This window comes from Sphingopyxis chilensis, from assembly GCF_035930445.1.
GTDB lineage: Bacteria > Pseudomonadota > Alphaproteobacteria > Sphingomonadales > Sphingomonadaceae > Sphingopyxis > Sphingopyxis chilensis.
Map to the genome: position 1 here is coordinate 3,019,660 of NZ_CP142394.1, position 23,634 is coordinate 3,043,293.

Here is a 23,634-nt window from a genome sequence, read left to right on the forward strand (position 1 = left end):
TGTTGCTGGCCGGATCAATCGCGGGCTGCGATAGGGAAAAGCCCGGCGGTGAGCAAGCGGGGCAAGGCCAAGCAAATGTTTCGGCAGGCCAAGCGAAGGGCGTCGGCGCATTCGAATATATAGTCGACCGCAGCCACAAGGGCGCGGCGGCGCCCGCAGCGGCGTTTCGCGGCCCCGACGACGCGGCGGTGACGCTGGCGGCGTTTCGTGGGCGTCCCCTGCTCGTCAACCTGTGGGCGACATGGTGCGCGCCGTGCGTCGCCGAGATGCCGACGCTCGACGCGCTCGCGGCGAAGAGCGGCGGCAAGATGACGGTTATCGCGGTCGCGCAGGACCTGCAGGGCGCCGCGGTGGTCGACCCCTGGTTCCAGAAGGCGGGGCTGAAGGCGCTGCAGCCCTATCTCGATCCCGAGAACGGCCTGCTGGATGCCGCGAACAGCGCGCTGCCGACAAGCATCTTCTATGACGCCGAAGGGCGCGAATTGTGGCGCGTCGTCGGCGCGATCGACTGGCAGGGCAAGGAAGCCACCACGCTGCTGGCCGAGGGTGGCGTCTGACCCGCCAGCAAATTTTTGGAAGATAAAAGAAGGGCGGGTGCCCCATGACACCCGCCCTTCCCTGCGACCCGAGCAGGGCTCGGGAAAAAGGTTGTGGCTTAACCGCCGACCGTCACGCGGCCGCTGCGATAGCCCTTCTCGCGCATTTCCTTCACATAATCCTTGTCGGCATCGACGACTTCGACCGTCCATTCGTCCCATGCGTCCCAGCGGTCTTCGCGGTCGGTCGCGCGATGAAGGTCGCTTCTCAATTCCTTCTCGGCCTCAAGGATGTCGGCTTTGTAATTATACCAATATTGGTTCACGACGCCCGCGATCGGGGCGGTGCGGATGCGCGGCGCTTCGAAGCCCGGGGGCATGGAATGATAGGGAACGGCGGCTACCGCGGCCGTGGCGGGGAGAGCAGCAAGCATCGCCAGAGTCGTCCATTTTTTCATTTTTCGTCTCCTTCTGGATCCTGTTGGACAGGAGAAGAAACGAAGGAGCGGCGCCTTTTATTCCCAATTCGACGATGATTCGGCACGTTTCGTGGTGAAAATCGCCCAAACAGACGGATTTCAGCCGGGATGCGCCTCGTCGCCGACGCTGGATTTGAGGAGGCCGCGGAACACCTCCATCGCGCTGCGCCGGCCCTGCGTCACATCGAACACGTCGCGCGCAATCGGCATGTCGAGACGATATTTGTCGGCGAGCGCCATCACCGTCGGTGCGCTCTTCACGCCTTCGGCGACCATGTTCATCCCCGCGATGACCTGATCGATCGGGCGCCCCTTGCCCAGCTCGACCCCGACATGGCGGTTGCGCGACAAGGGGCTGGTGCACGTCGCGATGAGGTCGCCCATCCCGGTCAACCCTGCGAAAGTTTCTGGCCGTCCGCCCATCGCCACCCCGAGCCGCGTGATCTCGGCGAGCCCGCGCGTCATCAGCCCGGCGCGAGTGTTGTCGCCGGCGCCCAGCCCGTCGCCCATGCCGACCGCGATGGCGATGATATTCTTGAGCACCCCGCCGAGTTCGCAGCCCAGGAGGTCGGTGTTGGTATAAACGCGGAACAGCCCCGAGTGGAAAACGGGCTGGAGCGCGCGGACGACGATCTCGTCCTCCATCGACAGGACGCTCGCCGCCGCTTGGCCCGTCATGATCTCGCGCGCGAGGTTCGGGCCGGTGAGGACCCCGACGGGATGGCCCGGCAGCACTTCCTCGATCAATTCGGTCATGCGTTTGCCCGAGGCGAGCTCAAGCCCCTTGGTCAGGCTGATGACCGGGACCCACGGGCGAAGGTGGCCCCGCGCCTCTTCGAGCACCGAGCGAAAGCTGTGCGAAGGGACCCCCATGACGAGAACATCGGCGCCCGCGACGACGTCGGCCATATCATGGGTCGCGCGGAGCGCGGGCGGCAGCTTGATGCCGGGCAGATATTTGCGGTTCTCGTTATGCGTATTGATGTCGCCGACGGTCTCGGCGTCGCGCGCCCACAGCGTGATCGGCGCGTTGCGCGACACCAGCGCCGCGACCGTCGTGCCCCAGCTCCCCCCGCCGAGCAGGCCCACTTTGAGGCGCATATATCTCTCCCCTGTTTTGCGGGAGAGTGACGCGGGATTGGGGGGTTGGCAAGCCATCCATCGTCAGCCCGGACCCTTCGACAGGCTCAGGACACGCTTGATACGAGGTCCACCACCGCATCGGCGTCATGGATGCCGGATCAAGTCCGGGCTGGCGAATCCTCAGGGATGCTCCGCCAGGAACGCGCGCTGGATTTCTGCCGTGGCTTTCGGGTCCTCCATCATCGGCACATGCGCGACATGTTCGAAGATATGGCTGCGGCTGTTCGCGATACCGTTTTCGAGCACCGCGACGCAGCTGACGTCGATCAGCTTGTCGTGGCGGCCCCAGATAATCAGCGTCGGCACCGTCACCTGGCCGAGTTCGTCGTTGAGCGGCTTTTCCTCCATCTCGTCGGCGATGACCCAGAAAATCTTGTCGAGCAGGTCGCGATGCCGCAGCGCATCGGCATAGATCACGGGCTTGAGCCGCGCGGGAACGCGCGTCGGCTTGTGCACGACGAAGGCGATCAGCCGGTCGGCGTCCTCGAGATTGGCGAGCACCAGCGGATTATAGTCGCGGTCGGCGGCGAGCCTTTGCAGCTCGCTTTCATTCGCGCCAAGGATGCCGGCATTGTTCATGAGCGTCAGCGTGCGCAGTGCGTCGGGATAATCGATCGCAAAGCGCAGCGCGATCCAGCCGCCCATGCTGTTGCCGCCGAGGTGCGGTCGGTCGATGCCGAGCGCACCCAGAAACGCCTTGAGCCGTGCCGCCTGGCTGCTCACGTCGAAGGGCAACTCGCCGTCGCGGTCATTCTCGCCGAACCCCGGCAGGTCGGGCGCGATCAGGTGATAGTCGCGCGTCAACCAGGGCGCGTAGAAAGTCCAGTGATCCTTGTCGGCGCCGAAGCCGTGGACCATCACGAGCGTCGGCTTCGACGGGTCGCCGCCCTCCAGATAGGGCCATTTTCGGCCGTCGACGACCACCGTCCTGCGCACAACCCGCGCACGGCGGCGCATCAGCCAGCGCATCAATTGCACTAGCTGTTCGGGGAAGAGGAAATAGAGCAGAGCGAGCGAAATGAGCGGCGCGAAAATCAGGACAAGGAGGATTTTCATGCTGCACCCTGTTCCTTCACATGCGCGTCGAACCAGTCGATCAGGTCGCCCAGCACCGCATCGCGTTCGGGCTCGTTGTAGATTTCGTGGAACAGGCCGGGATAGATTTCGAGCCGCTTGTCGGCCGAGGCGACATGATCGAACAGGAAGCGCGATCCTTCGGGCGCGGTAAGCCGGTCCTCGGCGCCGTGCTGGAGCAGCAGCGGCAGGCCGATCTCCCGCGCCCGGTCGCGCGCCGTCGCCATCGCGTCGAACATCTCCGCCGCGAGCCGCGCGCTCATCTTGCCGCTATGGACGAAGGGGTCGGCGAGATAGGCGGCAACCACCGCCGGGTCGCGGCTGACCCCGGTGGGATCGAGCGCCATGACCCCGGCACGCGGGAAATATCGCGAGAGGAAACGGCTGATCCAGACGGTCAGTCTTGATGGCGGTTTCGCGGTCAGGATCGCCGGCCCCGACAGCGCCGCGGCGGCGAAGTCGCGCTGATGCCCGAGCAGCAGCAAGGCCGCGATCAGTCCGCCCATACTGTGTCCGAGCAGCAGCCGCGGCTTGCCCGGCCACGCCTCGCGCACCCGCGCGATCAGCGCCGCCATTCCGTCGATATAGAATGAAAAGGCGGGGACGAACCCCATCGTTCCGCTCGACTTGCCATGCCCCCAATGGTCGATTGCGTAAACGGCATAGCCCGCAGCGGTCAGCCGCGCCGCGACATAGCCATAGCGCCCGGCATGTTCGGCATAGCCGTGTGCGAGCAGCACCACCGCCTTCGGGTCGCCCTGCGGCAGCCAGCGCGTGACATTGAGGTTCGATCCGTCGCCGCCCTGCCACGGCGGCAGCGTCAGCGGTTCGTTGTCGGCGCTCACCGCACCGCCTTTTTGAGCGCGGCGCTGCGGTGTCCGGGACCGTCGTCGCCCGCCTTGTCGATCTTGGCGAGGATCGCTTCGAGCGCGCGGCTGATCGCGGTCTGGGTGCGGACCATCTCGACCTTGGGCCAGGCGGTGCGCATGCCGGTGTCGATCAGCTCGTCGATGTCGTCCTGCCCGAGGTCCGAGAGAATCTTCGCGGGCGACCAGAATTTGGGCGGACGGATGATGTTGATGTCGCCGGTATATTCCTGGTTGATCACCGAACGCGCCATATTGGCGATGCTGTTGAGCGGCGGGATCAGCTCGAGCGGCTTCTGGAAGATCACCATATTGGCGTTGAGCCACGCCTTGAAGGTCGTCATCGACGCATGTTGAATGGCCTCGATCGGCGCCATCTGTTTGCGCGTGTCGGTCGCGAAGGGCAGCGCGATCGGGTTCGCCTGGCTGACGATATGATGGTTGACGCCGTAAAGGCGTTCGAGGCGCTTGGTCGGGATGTCGTGCGTCACCGACCCGTCGACCCAGCGCCGGTCGGGCTGATAGGGGATGCGCGCGCCATTGTCGTCGCGCGCCATCAGCATGACGGGCGGGAAGACGCCGGGCACCGCGCACGACGCGAGCACGGCCTCGCGGATCAGCACATTGGGCGCGGTAATCGCGTTGAGCAGGCGACCGTTCTGATGCTTCTCGGCGGGCGCGACCGAGACGTTGAGGTGGCGGCCGCTGATCTCATAGGCTTCCTGAAAGGTGAGATCGGGGATCAGGTCGGCGAGGCGGTCGCGCACCTCGTCGGGCGCGAGCCGCTTTTGATCCGGATTGCGGCCAGGGTTGGCGAGGCGACGGCTTTCGAGGAAGGTGCCGATATCGGCGTTCTTGCGCGTGCAGACGACCGCGGCGACGATCGACCCGCCGCTCGCGCCCGACATGATGGCGGGCAGCACGCCCTCTTCCCAGAGCGCCTTCACGACGCCGATATGGAAGAAGAGGAAACTGCCCGAACCCGAGAGCAGCAGCGCCGAACGGCCGTAGCAATGCTGCGCGCGGCGGAAGAAGTCGCGCTTTTCCTCGCGGCCGATGCTGCGCGCGGCGGCGATCTTGCCCAATGAGTCGACGACCTCGGCGACATAATCCTCGACCAGTTTCTTCGTGCCGAAGCGCGCCTTTTGATAGAGGCGCTCGTGCCCCATGCCGTCGATATTGCCGTGGATGCCTTCGTTGAGGACGAAGAGCAGCCCCTTGACGTCCCCCGCCGCCGACAGCTTGCGGAGCTTTTCGAGGCGGGCGCGGATCGCCTTGTAATCGAAATGCTTGCTCTCGTCGGCGTCGCGCCACGCTTGCAGCCCCGATTTCCTGTCATGGTCGCGGGCCGCTTTGGACCAGGCGGCATAATCGGGCGCGGTCACCAGATCGCGGTCGGCGCTGAGCGTCGGGGTGAAAAGCATTCGGTAATCCTGCGAGAGCATGGTCTATTTTTTCGGATTCTTGCGGGTTCCGTTCGGTTTAGCAACCGGTTTCACCCTGCTCTTCGTCGCAGGTTTCGTCGCCGCTTTCGGTTTCGGCTTGGGCTTCGCGGCTGGTTGCGGCGTTGCCGTAGCGGCTTTGGGCTTCTCGGGCTTCGGCGCCGCCGCCATCAGGTCGGCGAAACTTTCGTCGATACATTCGCGGAAAAAGGCGATGTCGGGCATCACCGCGCGTTCGGAGATGAGCGAGAAAGCGATCCGGCCATTGTAGCTGGGGGTCGCTACGAACAGCCCCATATTGTTCGCGAGCGGCGCCATGCCATGCTGCTGCACAAGCTGCGCACCCGCGAGATAAAGCGGCACCTGCGCGCCGGGGACGTTCGAGATGAAAAGGTTGGTGCCGCGCACCGCGAAGCGCTCGCTGGTGACGAGCCGTGCGACCGCCGCCATCGTCGCGCCCGGAATATGCTGCGACAGGTCGGTCATGATCCGCGCGCTGACCCCCGCCTTCGCTTCCTTCGCCTCGACCGTATAGTCGCGCACCGCGGCGAGCCGTTCGAGCGGATCGGCGATGTCGGTGCGGATCGGCACGCTCATCGCCGACACCTGATTGCCGGGCGTACTGGCCTTGCCGCCCTTGCCGCGCAGATTGACCGGCGCGACCGCAACGAGACTTTCCTTGGGCAGCTCCTTGTGTTTCGCGAGATATTTGCGAAGCGCGCCGCCGACGGTGGTGAGCACCACATCATTGACCGTCGCGCCGGGCACCTTCTTGCGGATCTCCGCGACATCGGCGAGCGCCACCGTGGTCGCTTCGAACATCTTGTGCGGGCCGACCGGCACATTGAAGCGCGTTTCGGGAACGCCGGCGGTCATGCCGCCCTCGGCGATCGACTTGCGCGCCGAGGCGACGATCGCCGGCGACATCTTCATCAGCGCGTTCATGAACTTGACCGGCGACTGGAGCGACGCCGACCAGGCGCGCGAGAGGGTTTCGGCGCTCGATGGCGCCTTGCCCAATTCCTCGACCGGCGGCGGTTCGGCAATCGCGGGTGTACCGTGCGCGTCGATGTCGCTCATCGCGATGAAGGCGTGCGCGCCCGACGCGCCGTCCACCGCGGCATGATGGACGCGGTGGAGCATCGCGAAGCTGCCCTTCGGGATACCCGGAATCCGATCGAGCCCCTCGATGATATAAATGTCCCACAGCGGCCGATTCATATCCATCGGCTTCGAAAACCAGCGCGCGACGGCGATGCAGAATTGCCGCCAGTCGCCGGGCTCGGGCAACCGCGCGTGGCTCATATGCGCCTCGATGTCGAAATGCTCGTCCTCGACCCAATAGGGATGGTCCATGTCGAACGGCAGGCGGTGGAGGCGGCGCTTGAACAGCGGCGAGGTGTCGACGCGGCTTTCGACGTGGGCAATGATGTCCTTGAAGCGCACGAAGCCGCCCGGTGCGGTCGAGGGGTCGTAGATATAAACCCCCATGATGTGCGTCAGATTGTTCGCGGTCTGGGTGTAAAGGAACTGGGCGTCCTGCGCGCTGAGCTGTTTGAGCATGTTTGGTTCCTTTCCCTGCTCCATTCATATCGTCATTGGGAGCGAAGCGTGTGGGGGCGCCGTCATTCCCCCACCCCCGGCAAGCGGTCCGCGAGCGCCACCGTCGACAGCCGCATCGTTTCCATGACGTTGGCCAGGCCGCGCAGTTCCATCAGCAGTGCGCGGCGCGCGACGAGATTGACGGGGGTCGCCTCCTCGGCGAGCCCCATATGGCGCATCAGCGACAGGCCGTTGGCAAACAGCAATTTGCCGATCGCCGCCTCGCTGCTGATCCGGCGCAGCAAATAGGCCTGCCTGCCTTCGGCGAGAGCCGCATCGAGCAGCGCCTTCTCATCGACGACATCGCCGGGCCGCGCACGCGCAAGCTGTTCGGCGACGACCGAATAGGCCTCGGCAAAGGGCAGCAGGATCGCGTGACCGACGACGGGCTGGCAACGGCGAAGGAGCTGCGCGATGCCGCGATCGCCGCTGGCGAGGCGGCGGTCCCACACCGGATCGATGCGTTCGAGCTCGGCCTCGATCGCCGCAAGATGCTCGCCCCGCGGCGGGTAGAAGAATTCGAATTTGAACAGGTCGCGCAGGCGATCGATCTTCGTCCAGAAAGCGGCGGTCGCGTCGCCGCTGTCGGCATCGCGCAGTTCGAACAGCGCGAGTTCGATCATCGCGCGGTCGAGGAAATGATGCGCGATGATGTTGCGGTAATAGCTCGCCATCGGATGCTTGGCGGGGTCGATCGAATAGACATTCTCGCTGCCCGCCTCGTAGCGGGTCAGCAGGCCGCTCTCGACGAGCGTGTCGACCGTCGCCGAAAGAGCCTTGTCGTCGCCGCTTTCCAGTTCCTTGCTGAGCCGGATGCCGCGCGCCCGCGCCCAGTCGGTCACCGCGCCGATCGCGCCGAGCAATTCGGCCGACGTCGCGCCGCGCGGCGCCATGCCGAGCAGGATCAGGCACATCACCGACGTCACCGTGAGCGGCGTGACGCGGTTCGCCTCGACCGCGACCGCGAAGGCGATCTGTTCGAGCGCGCGCCTGTCGTCGGGGGCCGGCGCCGCCTCGATCACGACGGGTTCGCCGATGTCGAGCCGGATGCGGCCCGACGGCGCCTTCAGGCTCTTCATATATCCGATGAACCACGACAGCGATTCGGGCTTCTTGCTGCGCCCCGTCTGTTCGGCGGCATATTCCTCGACGTCGCGGATCAGGTCGAAGCTGGTGACGAAAGGCACGAAATGGACATCGCGCGTCCCCGTCGCGTGCGCGGCGTCGAGGACATATTTCATCAGGCCATATTTGGGCGGCATCAGCTTGCCGAGGCGCGAGCGTGTCCCCTCGAACGCCCAGCTCAGCGGGAAACGCTTGGCGAGCAGCCAGGCGATATAATGGCGCACCACGAGCTTGTAGACCGGCTGGTCCTGAAAACTCCGCCGGATGAAGATCATCCCCGAGCGGCGGAAGAATTCGCCCATCACCGCGAAATCGAGATTGGCGCCGCCGAAGCTGTGCAGCATCGGCATGTCGTTTTCATAGGTCAGGCGACTGGGGGTCGCGCCGTCGATATAGGTTTTGTGGGTGAAGAGGATCGCGGTCGGATGCTCGCGCAGGATCGAGCGGAGCCTTGCGAGTTCGGCGGCATCGACCTCCATCTCGGGCGCGTAGCCGCCGAACATCATGCGGTCGAGCCGCGCGCGCAGATCGAGGAAGAGCGCCGACGGCCGCGCGATGACCTCTTTCATGAGCGGCCGCGCCTCGCGAAAGAGCTCGGCAACGGGGCGGCCCGTCGTCTCGGCCAGTTCGACCAACGCAGCGCGGAATTTGGGACTGGTGCGCAGGCCATCGGCGACGAAGCGCGGCACCTTATATCTTGTTCCCCGGATGCCGCGTTCGGCGACGTCGAGCGCGAGCCCCGCCTGCCGCGCGACAAAGCCTGCGAATTCGGGGCTGTCGGCCCCCTCGCCGTCGCCGCCGCCAGTCTGCTTACAGAAACGGTCGCGCAGCGCCTCGAGCGTTGCCGCCTCGCCGACCAGTATCTGCGCGCGGCGGCGGTCGCGGAGCAGGATCAGCCGCGAGCGGAGCGGGCCGGGATGACGCGGGTCGCCGAACAGGATGTGGCGGAATTTGAGCGCGCGGTCGCGGTCGAATCCCGGAATGCGCCATGCGACGCGCAGCGGCACGACCTGCCGCGACGGCGATCCGTCGAGCCGCGCGCGCAGCATGTCGAGCGGCAGCGCATGATCGTCGTCTTCGATCGCAAGGCTGGCCCATTGCGGCTCATTGTCGCCTGAAGTTGCATGGATCCAGTCGAGCAGCAGCCTTCGCTCCACCCCGCCCCGCGCATCGATGATATAGAGCCGGTCGGCCGCGTCCTCCGTCACGATCGGGGTGCGGGGCGTTCCGTCGGCCACCGCCTTATGCTCTCCCCGTCATTGCGAGGAGCGAAGCGACGCGGCAATCCAGAGTGGCGTAAACCGCTGTGGATTGCTTCGCTCCGCTCGCAATGACGGGGTGAAACATGGCCTAGGCCGTCCTCCGCTTTAGCGCGGCCGCTTTCTTTGCCGGAGCTTTCTTCTTGGCTGAAGGCTTCTTTTCGGCCGTCTTCTTTGCCTTTTCGACCTTGGCCTTAGGCGGAGCAGCCTCGGGCGCCGGCTCCTTCACCACGGATTCGGCGACACTCTCCTCGGGCTGGCCCAGCGTGCGGAGGAACATATTGCGGACGTCGCGAACATGCGTGTTGATTGTCCGTGGGCTCCATTTCGAGGTATCGACCGGCGGCAGCACGGTGACGCGCACCGTCGCGGGGCGCATCACGAACTCATTCTTCGGCGCGACGTCGGTGGCGTTATGGATCACAATCGGGACGATCGGCACCCCCGCCTGCATCGCGAGGTGAAAGGCGCCCTTCTTGAACGGCTCGAGTTTCGGGGTCAGGCTGCGCGTACCTTCGGGGGCGATGCAGATCGACTTGCCCTCTTCGCGAATCGCCGCGACGAGCGGTTCCATCGCCTTGATCGCGCTCTTGCCGTCGGCGCGGTCGACGAAGACGGTGCCGCCCCATTCCATCAGCTTGCCGAGGATTGGGATGTCCTTGATTTCCTTCTTGCCCACCCCGCCCATGTCGCGGCGGATGAGCTTGGCGAGGATCATCACGTCCGCCTTGCTCTGATGGTTGAAAATGAAGATGCACGGCCGCGACGACCAGAGATTCTTTTCGTCCTCGACCTCCAGCTCGACGCCGGTGATCGCGGTCGCGAAATCGCCGAACAGGCCGATCGAGAAATTCGCCGCCTCGCGCTGCGAGCGGGTGAGCGCCCAGATCGGAAGGCCGGCAGCGAAGGCGCCGACGAGCGATCCGGTCGCATAGATGGTGCGCGTATAATCGACCCAGCTCGGCGTGCCGCGGCTGCCGAAGCGCTGGACAGGCCAGTTCCGTTCGTCGGCGATGGCCTTCAGCTTGAGGTTCGGGTTGAGCGGGCGCGGTTTGCCGACGCGTTCGAGCAATTCGATATCGTCGTCGCTGTCCGAATAGAAAAAGCTCTGGTCGAGATCGAGGCCATATTCCTCGGCGAGCTCCTCGGCAGCGAGCACCTTACCCTCGCCGAAGCAGAGCGGGCGGATGATGTCGCCGGTGAAGACGCCATCCTCGATCTCATAGGCCGAGCATTTGATGTCGGTGATGCCCAGGTCGCGCGCGGTGGGTTCGATCTGGTAGATCGTCGCCGACGAGATGATCGCAACGCGGTGACCCTTCGCCTGGTGCGCCTCGATGATCGCGCGCGTTTCGGGATAGATTTTGCGCGCGATATGCTTTTTGTAGAGCTCCTCGCCGAACTCGATGAAGCTTTGCTCGTCGACGCCCTTCATGAATTTGGCGGCGCCCGACATCAGCCCCGAAAAGCCGATCGTGCCAAGGCTGTGCTGCGCGATGACCTGCGCGGTCTCGGCGATTTCCTCGACCGACATTTCGCGGCGCTGGAATTTCTCGCGCAGCATCGCGGTCGCAGAGTAGCCCGAGATGATCGTCCCGTCGAAATCGAAGAGCGCGGCGATATGCGATCCGGGTTCGGACGCCAGAACTTCTTCCAAATGCGGCTGCGGCCTCGGCACGCGCATCTCCCCACCAACGGCTTGTTTGCCGCCTTATCCCTGCACGATGACAGGTAAGATGGGGTTAATCAATGGCGCGAAAGCGCGGAGGCTTCGCGCGCGAGTTCCTCTATCCGGGCGGGATCGAGTGGCCCCGCCGGTACGACCCAGCTGCCGCCCACGCAGCGCACGGGATCCAGCACGAGCCACTCGGGCGCGGTCGCGGCGCTGATCCCGCCGGTCGGGCAGAAGTTGATCCCGCCGAACGGGCCGGCGAGCGCCTTCAGCGCCGGGATGCCGCCGCTCGTCGCCGCGGGGAAGAATTTGAAGCTGTCGAGGCCAAGGTCGAGCCCCGCCATGATATTCGACGCATTGGCGACGCCGGGCAGGAAAGGAATGCCGCTCGCCACCGCGGCCTCGCCGAGGCTGTCGGTGAGGCCGGGCGAGACGATGAATTCGGAGCCCGCATCGAGCGCGTCCTTCAGCATCCGCGGGTTGAGCACCGTGCCCGCGCCGACGACCGCGCCGGACACAGCCTTCATCGCCCTGATCGCTTCGAGCGCCGCAGGGGTGCGCATCGTCACTTCGAGCACCTTGAGCCCGCCGGCGACAAGCGCCTCCGCCATCGGCACCGCATCTTCGGCGCGGTCGATGACGATCACCGGGATGACGGGCGCCAAACGCATGATCTGTTCGATACCGCTCTCGGACATTCTATCTCACTTTCATTGTCATCCCAGCGAAGGCCGGGATCTTATTGTTGCGTCTTAAACTGCCGGCAAATTAAATGACGGTCTCCATCGCCGCCAATACCGCTGATCCGCCCTTCTCCGCCTCGTCGGCGTGGTGGCGGAACAGCGCGAACAGCTCGCGACCCACGCCGACCGCCGGGGGCGGCGCGGCAGCGGGTGCACGCAAGGCCCATTCGGCTTCGTCGACGAGCGCCACGACTTCGCCGTTCACCGCACACACGCGCACGATGTCGCCGTCCTGAAGATAGGCGAGCGGACCACTCACCCCGTCGGTGCCGGGCAAGGCTTCGGGCGAGAGATGGATCACCGCGGGCACCTTGCCGCTCGCGCCCGACATGCGGCCGTCGGTGAGCAGGGCAACGCGATAGCCCTTGTCCTGCAACACCCCGAGGGCCGGGGTCAGCTTGTGCAGTTCGGGCATGCCGTTGGCGCGCGGCCCCTGGAAGCGGACGACGACGACGACGTCGCGCTCCAGCTCGCCCGCCTTGAACGCGGTGAGCACCTGATTCTGGTCGTCGAAGATCCGGCACGGCGCCTCGATCGTCCAGCGATCCTCGGCGACCGCGCTCGTCTTGATGATCGCGCGGCCGAGATTGCCCGCGAGCAGGCGCATCCCGCCATCGGCCGAGAAAGGCGCGGCGACGGGGCGCAGCATATTGTCGTCGCGGCTTGTCGCGGGTGCCGCCTGCCAGTGGAGTTCGTCGTTCACCAGCACGGGCTCGGCCGCATAATCGGCCATCGTGCCGCCGATGGTCAGCACGTCGCCGTGGAGCAATCCCGCGCCAAGCAGCTCGCGCACGACAAAGCCGATCCCGCCCGCGGCATGGAAGTTGTTCACGTCGCCGGCGCCGTTGGGATAAACACGCGCGAGCAGCGGCACCGCGTGGCTGAGCTCGTCGAAATCCTGCCAGTCGATGATGATCCCCGCAGCGCGGGCGATGGCGGGCAGGTGGATCGCATGATTGGTCGACCCGCCGGTCGCGAGCAGGCCGATCGCGGCGTTGACGATCGCCTTTTCGTCAATGCAGCGCGCCAGCGGGCGGTAATCGTCACCGTCCCAGCCGATCTCGGCGATCCGATGCGTCGCGGCGCGCGTCAGTAACTGGCGCAGCTTGGTGCCGGGGTTGGTGAAGGCGCTGCCAGGGATGTGCAGCCCCATCAGCTCCATCATCATCTGGTTGGAGTTCGCGGTGCCATAGAAGGTGCAGGTGCCCGCGCCATGGTAACTCGCCGCCTCGGCCTCGAGCAATTCGTCGCGGGTCGCTTTCCCTTCGGCATAGAGCTGGCGGACGCGCTGCTTTTCCTTGTTGGCGAGGCCCGAGGGCATCGGTCCGGCGGGGATCAGGATTTGCGGCAGGTGGCCGAAACGCAATGCGCCGATGAGCAGGCCGGGGACGATCTTGTCGCAGATGCCGAGCAGCAAAGCGCTCTCGAACATCGCATGGCTCAGCGCGATCGCGGTGCCCTGCGCGATATTGTCGCGGCTGAACAAAGACAGGTCCATGCCCGCCTGCCCCTGCGTCACCCCGTCGCACATCGCCGGAACCCCGCCCGCGACCTGTGCGGTCGCGCCGACTTCGCGCGCGAAGACTTTGATCTGTTCGGGATAGCGGCCGTACGGCTGATGCGCCGAGAGCATGTCGTTATAGCTGGTGACGATGCCGATATTCATTTCGGCGCCCGAGCGGATCGCGGGCTTGTCCTCGCCCGACGCGGCGAAGCCATGCGCGAGGTTGCCGCACGACAGATTGCCGCGATTGGTGCCGGCCTCGCGCTGGCGGTCCATCAGGTCGAGATAAGCGGCGCGGCGGGGCTTGCTGCGCGCGATGATGCGGTCGGTGACCGCGGCGATGGTGGGGTGGATATCAGTCATGGTGCATTCCAAAACCCTCTCCCCTTGGGGGAGAGGGATGCGCAGACTTGGCAGCTTGCTGCCTAGTCGAAGCTGGGTGAGGGCATTGGACGTGGCGTGCGAAGGTAGCGGTAGAGACCCTAATCCAACTGCGCCTAGTCGCTGCGCGACAAGGCTTCGTGTCCTTCTCCCCCAAGGGGAGAAAGTTTGGGGTGCGCTCAATCATGCCAGCTCGCCCCGTCGCGTTCGATCAGCGCGATTGCGCTCGACGGACCCCAGCTTCCGGCGGTGTAATTCTGCGGCGCCATATCCACCGCGGCCCAAGCATCGCGGATCGAATCGATCCATTGCCACTGCGCCTCCACCTCGTCGCGGCGCACGAACAAGGTCTGATCGCCCTCGATGAAATCAAGCAGCAGGCGCTCGTAAGCGATGCGCCGCCGCTCGCCCGCAAAGCTGTGCGAAAGCGAGACGTCCATCGTCACCTCTTTCAGCTTCACACCGTCGCGGTCGAGGCCGGGCTGTTTCGCCATCACCTTGACCCGGATATTCTCTTCGGGCTGCAGGTTGATGATCATGCTGTTCGCATCGAGCTTGCCCGCGCCCACGCGCGCGAAGATATTGTGCGGCACCGGCTTGAACTGGATCAGCACCTCCGACTTGCGCTGCGGCATGCGCTTGCCGGTGCGGAGGTAAAAGGGCACGCCCTTCCAGCGCCAATTGTCGATATAGGCCTTGATTGCGACAAAGGTTTCGGTGTTCGACGGGTTGCCGAGTTCGTCGGCATAACCCGCGACCGCACCGCCATTGACCGCGCCGCTGCTATACTGCCCCTTGACACTGTGCGCCTTCACATCGGCGGCGGTCAGCTTGCGCAAGGATCGCAGCAGCTTGACCTTTTCGTCGCGCACCGCGGTCGACGAGACGCTCGACGGCGGCTCCATCGCGATGATCGCGAGCAGCTGGAGCATATGGTTCTGGACCATATCCTTCAACGCGCCGACGCCGTCATAATAGGAGACGCGGCCTTCGAGCCCGACGGTCTCGGCGACGGTGATCTGGACATGGTCGATCGCCTGCGCGTTCCACAGTGGCTCGAACAGCATATTGGCAAAACGCAGCGCGAGCAGGTTCTGGACGGTTTCCTTGCCGAGATAATGGTCGATGCGGAAGACGCGATCCTCGGCGAAGGCGTCGCCGACCTCGGCATTCACGTCGCGCGACGAGGCCAGATCGTGCCCGATCGGCTTTTCCATCGCGATGCGGCATTCGGCGCAGGCAATGTTCGCGGCCTTGAGGCCCTGCGCGATCGGGCCGAACATCGACGGCGGGGTCGAGAGATAGACACCGATCGGGCGCGTCATGCGGTCGCCGAGCAATGCCGCGAGCTCGTCATAGCCGGTTCCCGCCCCGGCATCGATCGCGCAATAGTCGATACGGCCGAGGAAGCTTTCGACCCCGCCATCGTCGATGCGGTCGGCGGGCAGATGTTCGACAAGCGCCTCGCGAACCTGTCCCTGAAACGCCGCGCGGTCCATCTTCGACCGCCCCGACCCGACGATCGTCAGCGCGTCGGCGAGCAGCCCGTCGAGGTGGAGGTTATAGAGCGAGGGAAAGAGCATGCGCTGCGCGAGGTCGCCCGTCGCGCCGAACAGCACCAATGTTTCGACTTTCACGCTCACATTCGTCCCCTTGGATAACATGTGCAGAATTGGAGGATGCGCCCCCCGAATGCAACGCGCATACGTAAGCCGCTACGCATGCGTTCGTGCGGCAGCCGTGCCCCTGCGAAGGTAGGGGCCCATCACCGGCCGTTGCGACACGAAAGGACTGCTCTGGAAAGGACGATGCCACGGGTGATGGGTCCCTGCCTTCGCAGGGGCGCGCAGGCATATGGCAATCCCGGCTGAACGATTCTAAGACCCGGTCCCATGCCCGACAGCGCCTCACCCTATGATGTCATCGTCGTTGGCGGCGGCGTCAATGGCGCGGGTGTCGCGCGCGATGCCGCGGGGCGCGGCGGGCGGGTGCTGCTGCTGGAGGCAGGCGATCTCGCGCAAGGCACCTCATCAAAATCGACCAAGCTGATCCACGGCGGGCTGCGCTATCTCGAACATTATGAATTCGGCCTGGTGCGCGAGGCGCTGAAGGAACGCGAGCTTCTGTGGGGCATCGCGCCGCACATCATCCATCCGCTGCGCTTCGTCCTGCCCTATCGCGACGGGCTGCGCCCGCGCTGGCTGCTGCGGCTCGGCCTGTTTCTGTACGACCATATCGGCGGGCGCAAGAAACTGCCCGCGACGCGGTCAGTCGATTTGCGCCGCCATGCCGCAGGCGGGCCGCTCCAGCCGCAATATGTGAAGGGCTTCGAATATTCGGACGGCTGGGTCGACGATGCGCGGCTCGTCACGCTCAACGCGCGCGATGCCGCCGACCACGGCGCACGGGTGCGCACCCGGACGCGCGTGGAAATGCTCCGCTGCGAGGACGGGCTGTGGATCGTCGACGCGCGCGATGACCAGGGCCATCAATATCGTTTTACCGGACGCAGCGTCGTCAACGCTGCGGGGCCCGCGGTGCTCGACCTGCTCAAACGCGCCGATGCCGAGCCCGATCACCAGATGCGGCTCGTGCGGGGGTCGCATATCGTCGTGCGCAAGCTGTTCGAGCATGACTATGCCTATTTTTTCCAGCTGCCCGACGGACGCATCTTCTTCGCCATCCCTTACGAGCGCGACTTCACGCTGATCGGCACCACCGACCAGGACCATGACGGACCGGCGAGCGAGGCGCAGGCGAGCGCCGATGAAATCGCCTATCTTTGCGAAGGGGCGAGCCTCTATTTCCGCATCCCCGTCACCCCCGCCGATGTCGTGTGGACCTATTCGGGTGTCCGGCCGCTGATCGAGGACGGCTCGGGGCGCCCCGAAGCCGCGACCCGCGGTTATCGGATCGACCTCGACATGGCGGAAGGCGCACCCTTGCTCACCATCTATGGCGGCAAGATCACCAGCTATCGCCATGTCGCCGAGGAGGTTGTCGACGACCTGGTCGATCATGTCACGGCGCTTTCGCGCAAGCGCTGGACAGCGAAGGCGCCGCTACCCGGCGGCAATTTCCCGACGAACGGCGCCGGCGCGCTGAAGGCGGATTACAAGCTCGCTTATCCCTTCCTTTCCACCGCAACGGTCGACCGCATCGCCAAGGCCTATGGCACCGACGCGCGCGAGTGGCTGGCGGGAGCGGCGGACTGGGACGACCTCGGCGGCGAGATTGCGCATGGGCTGAGCGTAGCCGAGATCCGCTGGATGGTGACGCGCGAATGGGCGCGAACGACCGACGACATCCTCTGGCGGCGGAGCAAGCTGGGGCTGCATTTCACGCCCGGCGAGGTCGCGCGCCTTGCCGAACATGCCGAGCGCCTCGTCGCCGACGCCCGGATGGCTGACTCTGGATATTTCGAAGAGCGCGTGACGGGCTGACCCCTCTCATGCGACCAGCGCGAGCGCGTCGGCACCCGCGGGAAAATGGGGACACCCGCTCTGGTCGTGCACCGCCTGCCATACCGCCTCGGCGACATCGGTCTCGGTGGTGAACAGCGCGGGTTCGGCCATGCCGGCAAGGATCGGTGCGGCATAGCTGCCATAAGGTTCGGGCAGCACGTCTTCGAGGCGGATTTCGGTATTCTGCGCGAAGGCGGTCGTCGGGCCATAGCCCGGCTCGACCAGCTTTACCGCGATGCCAAGCGGCGCCAGTTCGTGCGCGAGCGATCCGGTGAAGCCCTGGATCGCGGCCTTGCTTCCCGTGTAAGCGGCGGCGAGCGGGAAGGAGGCGAGCGTCGCCGACGAGGTGATGTTGACGATGACGCCCGAACCGCGTTCGCGCATCTGCGGGATCACCGCCTGTGTCATCGCGATGGTACCGAGCGTGTTGGTGGCATAGACGTCGCGGATCTTCTGCGGTGGCGAATGTTCGAGCGCGCCGAAGAGGCCAATACCGGCATTGTTGACGAGCGCGTCGATCGGGCCGGCCCGATCGAGCGCGAGCGCGATGCTGTCCGGGTCGGTGACGTCGAGCGCGAGGACGCGCAGGCGATCCGACGATGCGAACAGATCGGGCTTCGGCCGGCGCATCGTCGCGACGACGTTCCAGCCCAGTGCATGGAAATGACGCGCGGTTTCGAGGCCATAGCCGGAGGAGCAGCCGGTAATGAGGATCGTCTTCATAGGTTTTCCTTTCTCAGTTCGAGGAAAGGAAACTAGACGACAGACGACGGACCATCTATAATTAGAGATCCACATTTAATTAGAGATAGTCCATATGTCCGATCCGCTTTCCGACCTAATCGGGCTACTCCGCCCGCGCACCGTTTTTGCCAAGGCGATCAGCGGCGCGGGCGACTGGGCGGTGCGCTATGGCGATTTCGGTCATCCGGGGTTTTGCACGGTGATCGACGGACGCTGCCGGCTGGCCGTCGATGGTGCGGAGGCGGTAACGATCGAGGCGGGCGATTTCATCTTCCTGCCCGCAACCCCCGGCTTCACCATGTCGGGCTTCGAACCCGCCGAACCCGTCGTCGTTGATCCCCATGCCACAGCGGGTCTTGCAGGAGAGGTCCGCCACGGGCGGCAGGAGGGCGACGCCGACGTGCGGATGCTTGGCGGCTATTTCGTTTTCGAATCGCCCGACGCCGGGCTGCTCGTGTCGCAGCTTCCCGCGCTCATTCACCTGCGCGGCGCCGAGCGGCTCGCAACACTCGTACGGCTGGTGCGCGAAGAAGCGGGCGAGGAGCGGCCCGGATGCGACCTGATCCTGTCGCGGCTGGTCGAGGTGCTGATCGTCGAAGCGCTGCGCTCGGTCGAGGGAAACAACGCCCCGCCGGGACTGCTGCGGGGCTTGAGCGATCCGCGACTCGCGGCGGCCATCCGGCAGATCCACGGCGCACCGGCGCGGGCATGGACGGTCGCCGCGCTCGCGAAGGAAGCGGCGCTGTCGCGTTCGGCCTTTTTCGAGCGCTTCGCGCGAACCCTCGGTGTGCCGCCGATGGAATATCTGCAAGGCTGGCGCATGAGCATCGCCAGGGATTTGCTGCGCCGCCGCGCGGGCAAGATCGAGGAGATTGCAAGCCAAGTCGGCTATGGGTCGGCGAGCGCCTTCAGCACCGCCTTCACCCGCCACGTCGGGCTGCCGCCGAAGCGCTTTGCGATGACCGCCTAATCGGTGCCGAACTGCTCAGCGAGCTTGGCGCGCCGCACCTTCCAGGTTTCGGCGAGCACCGGCACGTCGCGCAAGGCGCGGAGGTCGGCTGGGCGGTCCTTCGCCTCGCCGCCGACCAACAGGCCAAACAGCGAGGACAGCGGCCAGTCGGGCCAGGGCCGCTCGACGAGGTCGAGCGTGTCGCCCGCGCGCACCTGCCCCGATTCGAGCACGCGGTAATACCAGCCGGTCCGCCGCGTCTTGACCACCTGCGCCATCACCCCCTTCGCCCCGAAACGGTGATCGAGCTTCCAGCACGGCTGGCGCGCCTGCGTCACTTCGACGAGCGCGCTGCCGAGGCGGAAACGGTCGCCGAGGAAGACATTCTGCTCGTCGAGGCCGGATGTGGAGATATTTTCCCCGAACGCACCCGGCGCATCGAGCAAGGACGCATCGCCCAGATACCCGCGCCACCAGTCATAATGGTCGGCGGGATAATGGTGGATCGCCTTGTCGATGCCGCCATGCACCGTCCGGTCGGCCTGCTCGTCGCCGGCAAGCCCCATGGGGCCGACGGCAACCCGATGCGCCACCGGCAGCTTGCCGATGGCGCTCGGTTCATCGCCGCGGAAGGGCTGCGACTTGCCAAGGAGGACAGCGAGAATCGGCGTTTCCATGCCGCCGATTGCATAGACCCCGCCGCCGGAATGGCAATCGTCAGGCCCCGGCGAGTGCTACAGATTTTTGCGTGCGCGATGCGAGCACGATCGCGAGTCCGGCCACCGCCATCACCGCGCCCGCAATCGATACCGCCGGGAAACCGAGGCCGAGGCCGATCACCCCGCCGCCGACCGCGGCCCCGATCGCATTGCCGAGGTTGAACGCCCCGATATTGACCGCCGAGGCGAGGTTGGGCGCATCCGACGCCGCCTCCATAACCCGCATCTGGAGCGGCGGGACGATGGCGAAGGTCGCGACGCCCCACAGGAAGATCGTGACCGCCGCCGCAAGCGGCGAGTACATCGTGATAGCAAACAGGATCAGCATCGCCGCCAGCCCGGCGAGCGAGACGATCAGCGTGCGGTCGATCGAGCGGTCGGCAAACACCCCGCCGAGCCAGTTGCCGGCGGTGAGGCCGAGGCCGTAGATCACCAGCATCGCGGTCACGAACAAGGTCCCTGCCCCCGTCGCTTCGGTCAGGATCGGCGCGATATAGGTGAACACGGTGAACATCGCCGCCGAACCGATCGCGGTGAGCGCGAGCGCGACGAGCACTTTGCGGCGCTTCAGCACACCGAGTTCGGCGAGCATGTTGCCGCCCTCGGCGCGCGGGATGTCGGGCAGCGCGAAACGCAGCGCGGCCATGGTGATGAGGCCCCAGATCGCGATCGCGCCGAACGCGGTGCGCCAGCCGAAGGTTTCGCCGACCCACGGCGCGAGCGGCACGCCGATGACATTGGCGAGCGTCAGCCCCATGAACATCGCCGCGACCGCGCTCGCGCGCTTTTCGGGCGCGACGAGGCTGGCGGCGACGACCGAGCCGACGCCGAAGAAGGCGCCATGGTTGAGCGAGGTAATGACGCGCGCGACCATCAGCGTCGTGTAATCGCCCGCGATGGCGGAGAGGAAATTGCCGAGCGTGAAGATCGCCATCAGGCCGATGAGCAAGGTCCGCCGGTTCATCCGCGCGGTGGTGAGCGTCATCAGCGGGGCGCCGAGCATCACGCCGAGCGCATAGGCAGAAACGAGCAGTCCGGCGGCGGGGATCGACACCCCCAGCCCCTCGACCATGTCGGGCAGCAGGCCCATCGGGGCGAATTCGGTGATGCCGATGCCGAAGGCGCCGGTCGCGAGGGCCAGCAGCGGGAAGTTGATTTTCATGGGAGAGGTTCCTGTTAGACGAGCGGCGGGTTCAGCCGCGCGAACCCCGCCTGCTGCCGGTAGGGCGGGTGCGGATAGGGCGGCAGGACGTCGCTCGCGGCGTCGAGCGCGGCCACTTGCTCCGCGGTGAGCGCCCAACCGACCGCACCGAGATTCTGCCGCAGCTGCTCCTCGTTGCGCGCGCCGATAATCACCGACGACACGGTGGGGCGCTGGAGCAACCAGTTGATCGCGACCTGCGGCACCGTCTTGCCGGTTTCGGCCGCGACGGCTTCGAGCGCATCGATCACGCGATAGAGCAGTTCTTCCTCAACGGGCGGCGCAAACTGTTCGGTTTCGTGCAGGCGGCTGCCCGCGGGGACCGGACGGCCCCGCCCGATCTTGCCGGTGAGGCGACCCCAGCCGAGCGGGCTCCACACCATCGCGCCGACACCCTGATCGGCGGCGAGCGGCATCAGGTCGGCTTCATAGGCGCGGCCGATCAGCGAATAATAGACCTGATGCGCGACGAAGCGCGGTTTGCCGAGCCGGTCGGCGGTGGCCTGCGCCTTCATCAGTTGCCAGCCCGGATAGTTGGAGACGCCGGCGTAGCGCAGCTTGCCCGCGGCGATCAGCGCGCCGAGCGTGTCCATCAATTCGTCGACCGGGGTCGATGCGTCGAAGGCGTGGAGTTGCAGCAGGTCGATATGGTCGGTGCCGAGCCGCCGAAGCGCATCCTCGACCGCGCGGATCAACCGGCTGCGCGAGGCGCCCCAGTCTTGCGGCCCGTCGCCCATCGGCAGCCCGGTCTTGGTCGAGATCAGCACCGCGTCGCGGCGTCCCTTGATCGCTTCGCCCAAAATCGCTTCGGACGCGCCGTTCGAATAGACGTCGGCGGTGTCGAACAGCGTGACCCCGGCGTCGAGGCTGATGTCGATCAGGCGGCGCGCCTCGGCCGCGTCGCTCGTGCCCCACGCGCTGAACAGCGGCCCTTGCCCGCCGAAGGTTCCGGTTCCGAAGCTCAGCGCGGGAACGCGCAGCCCCGATGATCCCAATTGACGATATTCCATGATCCAGCCCTTTCGCTTGCGTATAGAATGCATAGATGGACTCGGCACCTCGCACGGAGTAGCGCCGATACAGGCGAAGGATTTTTGAAATGAACGCAAAGATAGAAAATGGGGGCGATCGCGCGCGATCGATGGAAGTCTTTGCCGCAACGGTTGCAGAGGGCAGTTTTTCCGCCGCCGGCCGCTGCCTTGGCCTCACGCCATCGGCGGTCAGCCGCACGATCGACCGGATCGAGGGGCGGCTGGGGGTGCGCCTGTTGTTGCGCTCGACGCGCGCGCTCGCGCTGACCGCCGAGGGCGAGGCCTATCTGCGCGCCGCGCGGCGCATCCTCGCCGACCTGGGCGACGCCGAGCAGGCGATCGCCGATCAGGGCGCGCCGCGCGGCCGCCTGCGCGTCAGCGCCGCGCAGGCGCACGGGCGGATGACCATCGTGCCCTTGCTCGGCGAGTTTGTGCGCCTTTATCCGCACATCCTTGTCGACATCAGCCTCGCCGACCGGCTCGTCGACCTGGCCGCGGGACAGGCCGATGTCGCGATCCGTTTCGGCCCGCTCGCCGACAGCCTGCTCACCGCGCGCAAGCTGGGCGAGAGCCGCCGTGTCATCATCGCCTCCCCCGCTTATCTTGCCGCGCACGGCACGCCGCGCGTGCCCGAGGATCTGCACGGCCATAATTGCCTGAACTTCAATTTCCGCCGAGCCGAGCCGACCTGGCCGTTCCGCGACGGCGACCGCGAATATGCGCTGGCAGTTCAGGGAAATATCGAAGCGAACAATGGCGAGACGCTGGGGCAGCTTGCCGCTGCGGGGGTCGGCATCGCGCGCGTCGGCGCGTTCAGCATCGCCGAAGAGATCGCGAGCGGCGCGCTCGTGCCGATATTGGAGGATTATAATCCGGGCGATGTCGAGGCGATCCACGCGGTGTTCGCCGGCGGCGCGAATACCCCGGCGCGGGTGCGCGTGTTTGTCGATTTCCTGGCCGAACGGCTGGGCCGGGGCGGGTAAGGCGGGGAGCAGCCGCTTTCTCTCCCTTTGTCATTCCCGCGAAAGCGGGAACCCGGCGATGGGCCAGCCAACGGACGCTCTGGGTCCCCGCTTTCGCGGGGATGACGAAAATCGGAGACGGCAGCTAGCGACCGATTGCGGAGGTTGCGAGCAACGGGGAAGCGACCGCAAGCGGACTAGATGAAAGCTAGTGGTTCAATACCGAGAGCGATACCGAGGCGGGCCATGTCCGTGAGCAAGGTCACGTCGAAAACCTCTCCCCTTTCACCCGGCGTCCATGTGATGAAGAAATTGAGTGTCCCGCCAGTCTGGCGAAGTTCGGCAATGAATGCAGCCGACGGTGCAATCCGTTTCAGGGTCTGGCGTAGAAAATCAGCAAGCTCGCCATCATCGCCCTTGCCGATATCGAACGCGCAGTAGCTTTCTGTGTAAGCCCCCGGCAGCAATTTGCCATTTGGTGTCGCACGCCGCTCCCCTGCTGCCCAGGAACGAACAAACGGCAACCCTATTCCCTTTATGATACGCTGTGGATCAGCGTAGGGATGTCTGACTTGCAGCGAGACACGATAACTAAAGGCCATTCGGTCAACCTAAAGGACCCTAAGCCAGCCCGCTAGGGTCCGCTTTCGCTGGATGCGCGCAAGTAGGAACTTCCGCTGCGCGCCCCATATCGGCCGTTAGCTGCAGATTTGACGCCAAAGACCGCAATCCGACCGG

20 protein-coding genes are annotated in these 23,634 nt (G+C 65.5%); 4 read left to right on the forward strand and 16 right to left on the reverse strand.

Annotated features, from left to right (window positions below):
- Nucleotides 1–2: 2 nt before the first annotated feature.
- Nucleotides 3–557: a TlpA family protein disulfide reductase gene (locus VSX79_RS14110; RefSeq protein ID WP_306455557.1), complete on the forward strand. Its 555-nt coding sequence runs from the start codon at nt 3–5 to the stop codon at nt 555–557.
- A 98-nt stretch (nt 558–655) separates the two neighbouring features.
- On the opposite strand, the gene VSX79_RS14115 is transcribed toward VSX79_RS14110, so the two are convergent.
- From VSX79_RS14115 to zwf, 11 genes are all read right to left on the reverse strand, one after another.
- Nucleotides 656–994, reverse strand: a complete 339-nt coding sequence (locus tag VSX79_RS14115) for a hypothetical protein (RefSeq protein ID WP_179494368.1) — start codon at nt 992–994, stop codon at nt 656–658.
- Nucleotides 995–1,114: 120 nt separating this feature from the next.
- Nucleotides 1,115–2,116, reverse strand: coding sequence for an NAD(P)H-dependent glycerol-3-phosphate dehydrogenase (locus VSX79_RS14120; RefSeq protein ID WP_326913661.1), 1,002 nt, complete (start codon nt 2,114–2,116; stop codon nt 1,115–1,117).
- A 162-nt stretch (nt 2,117–2,278) separates the two neighbouring features.
- Nucleotides 2,279–3,214: an alpha/beta fold hydrolase gene (locus VSX79_RS14125; protein ID WP_326913662.1), complete on the reverse strand. Its 936-nt coding sequence runs from the start codon at nt 3,212–3,214 to the stop codon at nt 2,279–2,281.
- Nucleotides 3,211–4,077: an alpha/beta hydrolase gene (locus tag VSX79_RS14130; RefSeq protein WP_326913663.1), complete on the reverse strand. Its 867-nt coding sequence runs from the start codon at nt 4,075–4,077 to the stop codon at nt 3,211–3,213. The genes VSX79_RS14125 and VSX79_RS14130 overlap by 4 nt, the downstream gene beginning before the upstream one ends.
- Nucleotides 4,074–5,522, reverse strand: coding sequence for a DUF3336 domain-containing protein (locus VSX79_RS14135; RefSeq protein WP_326913664.1), 1,449 nt, complete (start codon nt 5,520–5,522; stop codon nt 4,074–4,076). The genes VSX79_RS14130 and VSX79_RS14135 overlap by 4 nt, the downstream gene beginning before the upstream one ends.
- A gap of 24 nt (nt 5,523–5,546) precedes the next feature.
- Nucleotides 5,547–7,103 (reverse strand): wax ester/triacylglycerol synthase family O-acyltransferase, encoded by a 1,557-nt coding sequence (locus VSX79_RS14140; RefSeq protein WP_179494358.1) that lies wholly within the window; start codon nt 7,101–7,103, stop codon nt 5,547–5,549.
- A 62-nt stretch (nt 7,104–7,165) separates the two neighbouring features.
- Nucleotides 7,166–9,505: a glycerol-3-phosphate 1-O-acyltransferase gene (locus tag VSX79_RS14145; protein WP_326913665.1), complete on the reverse strand. Its 2,340-nt coding sequence runs from the start codon at nt 9,503–9,505 to the stop codon at nt 7,166–7,168.
- 112 nt (nt 9,506–9,617) lie between these two features.
- Nucleotides 9,618–11,210 carry an HAD-IB family hydrolase gene (locus tag VSX79_RS14150; RefSeq protein ID WP_326913666.1) on the reverse strand — a complete coding sequence of 531 codons (1,593 nt, stop codon included), beginning with the start codon at nt 11,208–11,210 and terminating at the stop codon, nt 9,618–9,620.
- A gap of 62 nt (nt 11,211–11,272) precedes the next feature.
- Nucleotides 11,273–11,896, reverse strand: coding sequence for a bifunctional 4-hydroxy-2-oxoglutarate aldolase/2-dehydro-3-deoxy-phosphogluconate aldolase (gene eda, locus VSX79_RS14155; protein WP_326913667.1), 624 nt, complete (start codon nt 11,894–11,896; stop codon nt 11,273–11,275).
- Nucleotides 11,897–11,966: 70 nt separating this feature from the next.
- Nucleotides 11,967–13,808, reverse strand: a complete 1,842-nt coding sequence (gene edd / locus VSX79_RS14160) for a phosphogluconate dehydratase (protein ID WP_326913668.1) — start codon at nt 13,806–13,808, stop codon at nt 11,967–11,969.
- A gap of 197 nt (nt 13,809–14,005) precedes the next feature.
- Nucleotides 14,006–15,490, reverse strand: a complete 1,485-nt coding sequence (gene zwf / locus VSX79_RS14165) for a glucose-6-phosphate dehydrogenase (RefSeq protein ID WP_326913669.1) — start codon at nt 15,488–15,490, stop codon at nt 14,006–14,008.
- Between the two features lie 228 nt (nt 15,491–15,718).
- Between zwf and glpD the strand changes: the two genes are divergently transcribed.
- On the forward strand, nt 15,719–17,269 hold the full coding sequence (glpD, locus tag VSX79_RS14170) for a glycerol-3-phosphate dehydrogenase (protein WP_326913670.1): 1,551 nt from the start codon (nt 15,719–15,721) through the stop codon (nt 17,267–17,269).
- A 6-nt stretch (nt 17,270–17,275) separates the two neighbouring features.
- On the opposite strand, the gene VSX79_RS14175 is transcribed toward glpD, so the two are convergent.
- Complete coding sequence (locus VSX79_RS14175) at nt 17,276–18,013, reverse strand: SDR family oxidoreductase (protein ID WP_326913671.1); 738 nt, start codon at nt 18,011–18,013, stop codon at nt 17,276–17,278.
- Nucleotides 18,014–18,107: 94 nt separating this feature from the next.
- Here VSX79_RS14175 and VSX79_RS14180 point away from each other — a divergent pair, with 94 nt between their 5' ends.
- The gene (locus tag VSX79_RS14180; protein WP_326913672.1) at nt 18,108–19,004 is read left to right on the forward strand and encodes an AraC family transcriptional regulator; all 897 of its coding nucleotides are present in this window, start codon (nt 18,108–18,110) and stop codon (nt 19,002–19,004) included.
- Here VSX79_RS14180 and VSX79_RS14185 read toward each other — a convergent pair.
- Genes VSX79_RS14185 through VSX79_RS14195 form a run of 3 tightly spaced genes read right to left on the reverse strand, consistent with a single transcriptional unit; the run spans nt 19,001 to nt 21,913 of the window.
- Entirely contained in the window at nt 19,001–19,660 is a 660-nt protein-coding gene (locus tag VSX79_RS14185) for an MOSC domain-containing protein (RefSeq protein WP_179494340.1), read from the reverse strand. The two genes, VSX79_RS14180 and VSX79_RS14185, sit on opposite strands and share 4 nt — an antisense overlap.
- Before the next feature lie 40 nt (nt 19,661–19,700).
- On the reverse strand, nt 19,701–20,864 hold the full coding sequence (locus VSX79_RS14190) for an MFS transporter (protein ID WP_326913673.1): 1,164 nt from the start codon (nt 20,862–20,864) through the stop codon (nt 19,701–19,703).
- A 14-nt stretch (nt 20,865–20,878) separates the two neighbouring features.
- Entirely contained in the window at nt 20,879–21,913 is a 1,035-nt protein-coding gene (locus tag VSX79_RS14195) for an aldo/keto reductase (protein WP_326913674.1), read from the reverse strand.
- An 89-nt stretch (nt 21,914–22,002) separates the two neighbouring features.
- Here VSX79_RS14195 and VSX79_RS14200 point away from each other — a divergent pair, with 89 nt between their 5' ends.
- Nucleotides 22,003–22,917: a LysR family transcriptional regulator gene (locus VSX79_RS14200; protein ID WP_179494334.1), complete on the forward strand. Its 915-nt coding sequence runs from the start codon at nt 22,003–22,005 to the stop codon at nt 22,915–22,917.
- 176 nt (nt 22,918–23,093) lie between these two features.
- Here VSX79_RS14200 and VSX79_RS14205 read toward each other — a convergent pair whose 3' ends face one another.
- On the reverse strand, nt 23,094–23,498 hold the full coding sequence (locus VSX79_RS14205; protein WP_179494332.1) for a hypothetical protein: 405 nt from the start codon (nt 23,496–23,498) through the stop codon (nt 23,094–23,096).
- Between the last annotated feature and the right edge of the window lie 136 nt (nt 23,499–23,634).

Excerpts from the sequence above, each read along its gene's own strand:
- VSX79_RS14120 (WP_326913661.1), bottom strand. The coding sequence starts at position 2,116 with ATGCGCCTCAAAGTGGGCCTGCTCGGCGGGGGGAGCTGGGGCACGACG.
- zwf (WP_326913669.1), bottom strand. The coding sequence starts at position 15,490 with ATGTTATCCAAGGGGACGAATGTGAGCGTGAAAGTCGAAACATTGGTG.
- VSX79_RS14200 (WP_179494334.1), top strand. The coding sequence starts at position 22,003 with ATGAACGCAAAGATAGAAAATGGGGGCGATCGCGCGCGATCGATGGAA.
- VSX79_RS14205 (WP_179494332.1), bottom strand. The coding sequence starts at position 23,498 with ATGGCCTTTAGTTATCGTGTCTCGCTGCAAGTCAGACATCCCTACGCT.
- VSX79_RS14150 (WP_326913666.1), bottom strand. The coding sequence starts at position 11,210 with ATGCGCGTGCCGAGGCCGCAGCCGCATTTGGAAGAAGTTCTGGCGTCC.
- VSX79_RS14125 (WP_326913662.1), bottom strand. The coding sequence starts at position 3,214 with ATGAAAATCCTCCTTGTCCTGATTTTCGCGCCGCTCATTTCGCTCGCT.
- edd (WP_326913668.1), bottom strand. The coding sequence starts at position 13,808 with ATGACTGATATCCACCCCACCATCGCCGCGGTCACCGACCGCATCATC.
- VSX79_RS14175 (WP_326913671.1), bottom strand. The coding sequence starts at position 18,013 with ATGAAGACGATCCTCATTACCGGCTGCTCCTCCGGCTATGGCCTCGAA.
- VSX79_RS14190 (WP_326913673.1), bottom strand. The coding sequence starts at position 20,864 with ATGAAAATCAACTTCCCGCTGCTGGCCCTCGCGACCGGCGCCTTCGGC.
- VSX79_RS14115 (WP_179494368.1), bottom strand. The coding sequence starts at position 994 with ATGAAAAAATGGACGACTCTGGCGATGCTTGCTGCTCTCCCCGCCACG.
- VSX79_RS14195 (WP_326913674.1), bottom strand. The coding sequence starts at position 21,913 with ATGGAATATCGTCAATTGGGATCATCGGGGCTGCGCGTTCCCGCGCTG.
- VSX79_RS14140 (WP_179494358.1), bottom strand. The coding sequence starts at position 7,103 with ATGCTCAAACAGCTCAGCGCGCAGGACGCCCAGTTCCTTTACACCCAG.
- VSX79_RS14135 (WP_326913664.1), bottom strand. The coding sequence starts at position 5,522 with ATGCTTTTCACCCCGACGCTCAGCGCCGACCGCGATCTGGTGACCGCG.
- VSX79_RS14180 (WP_326913672.1), top strand. The coding sequence starts at position 18,108 with ATGTCCGATCCGCTTTCCGACCTAATCGGGCTACTCCGCCCGCGCACC.
- glpD (WP_326913670.1), top strand. The coding sequence starts at position 15,719 with ATGCCCGACAGCGCCTCACCCTATGATGTCATCGTCGTTGGCGGCGGC.
- VSX79_RS14185 (WP_179494340.1), bottom strand. The coding sequence starts at position 19,660 with ATGGAAACGCCGATTCTCGCTGTCCTCCTTGGCAAGTCGCAGCCCTTC.
- eda (WP_326913667.1), bottom strand. The coding sequence starts at position 11,896 with ATGTCCGAGAGCGGTATCGAACAGATCATGCGTTTGGCGCCCGTCATC.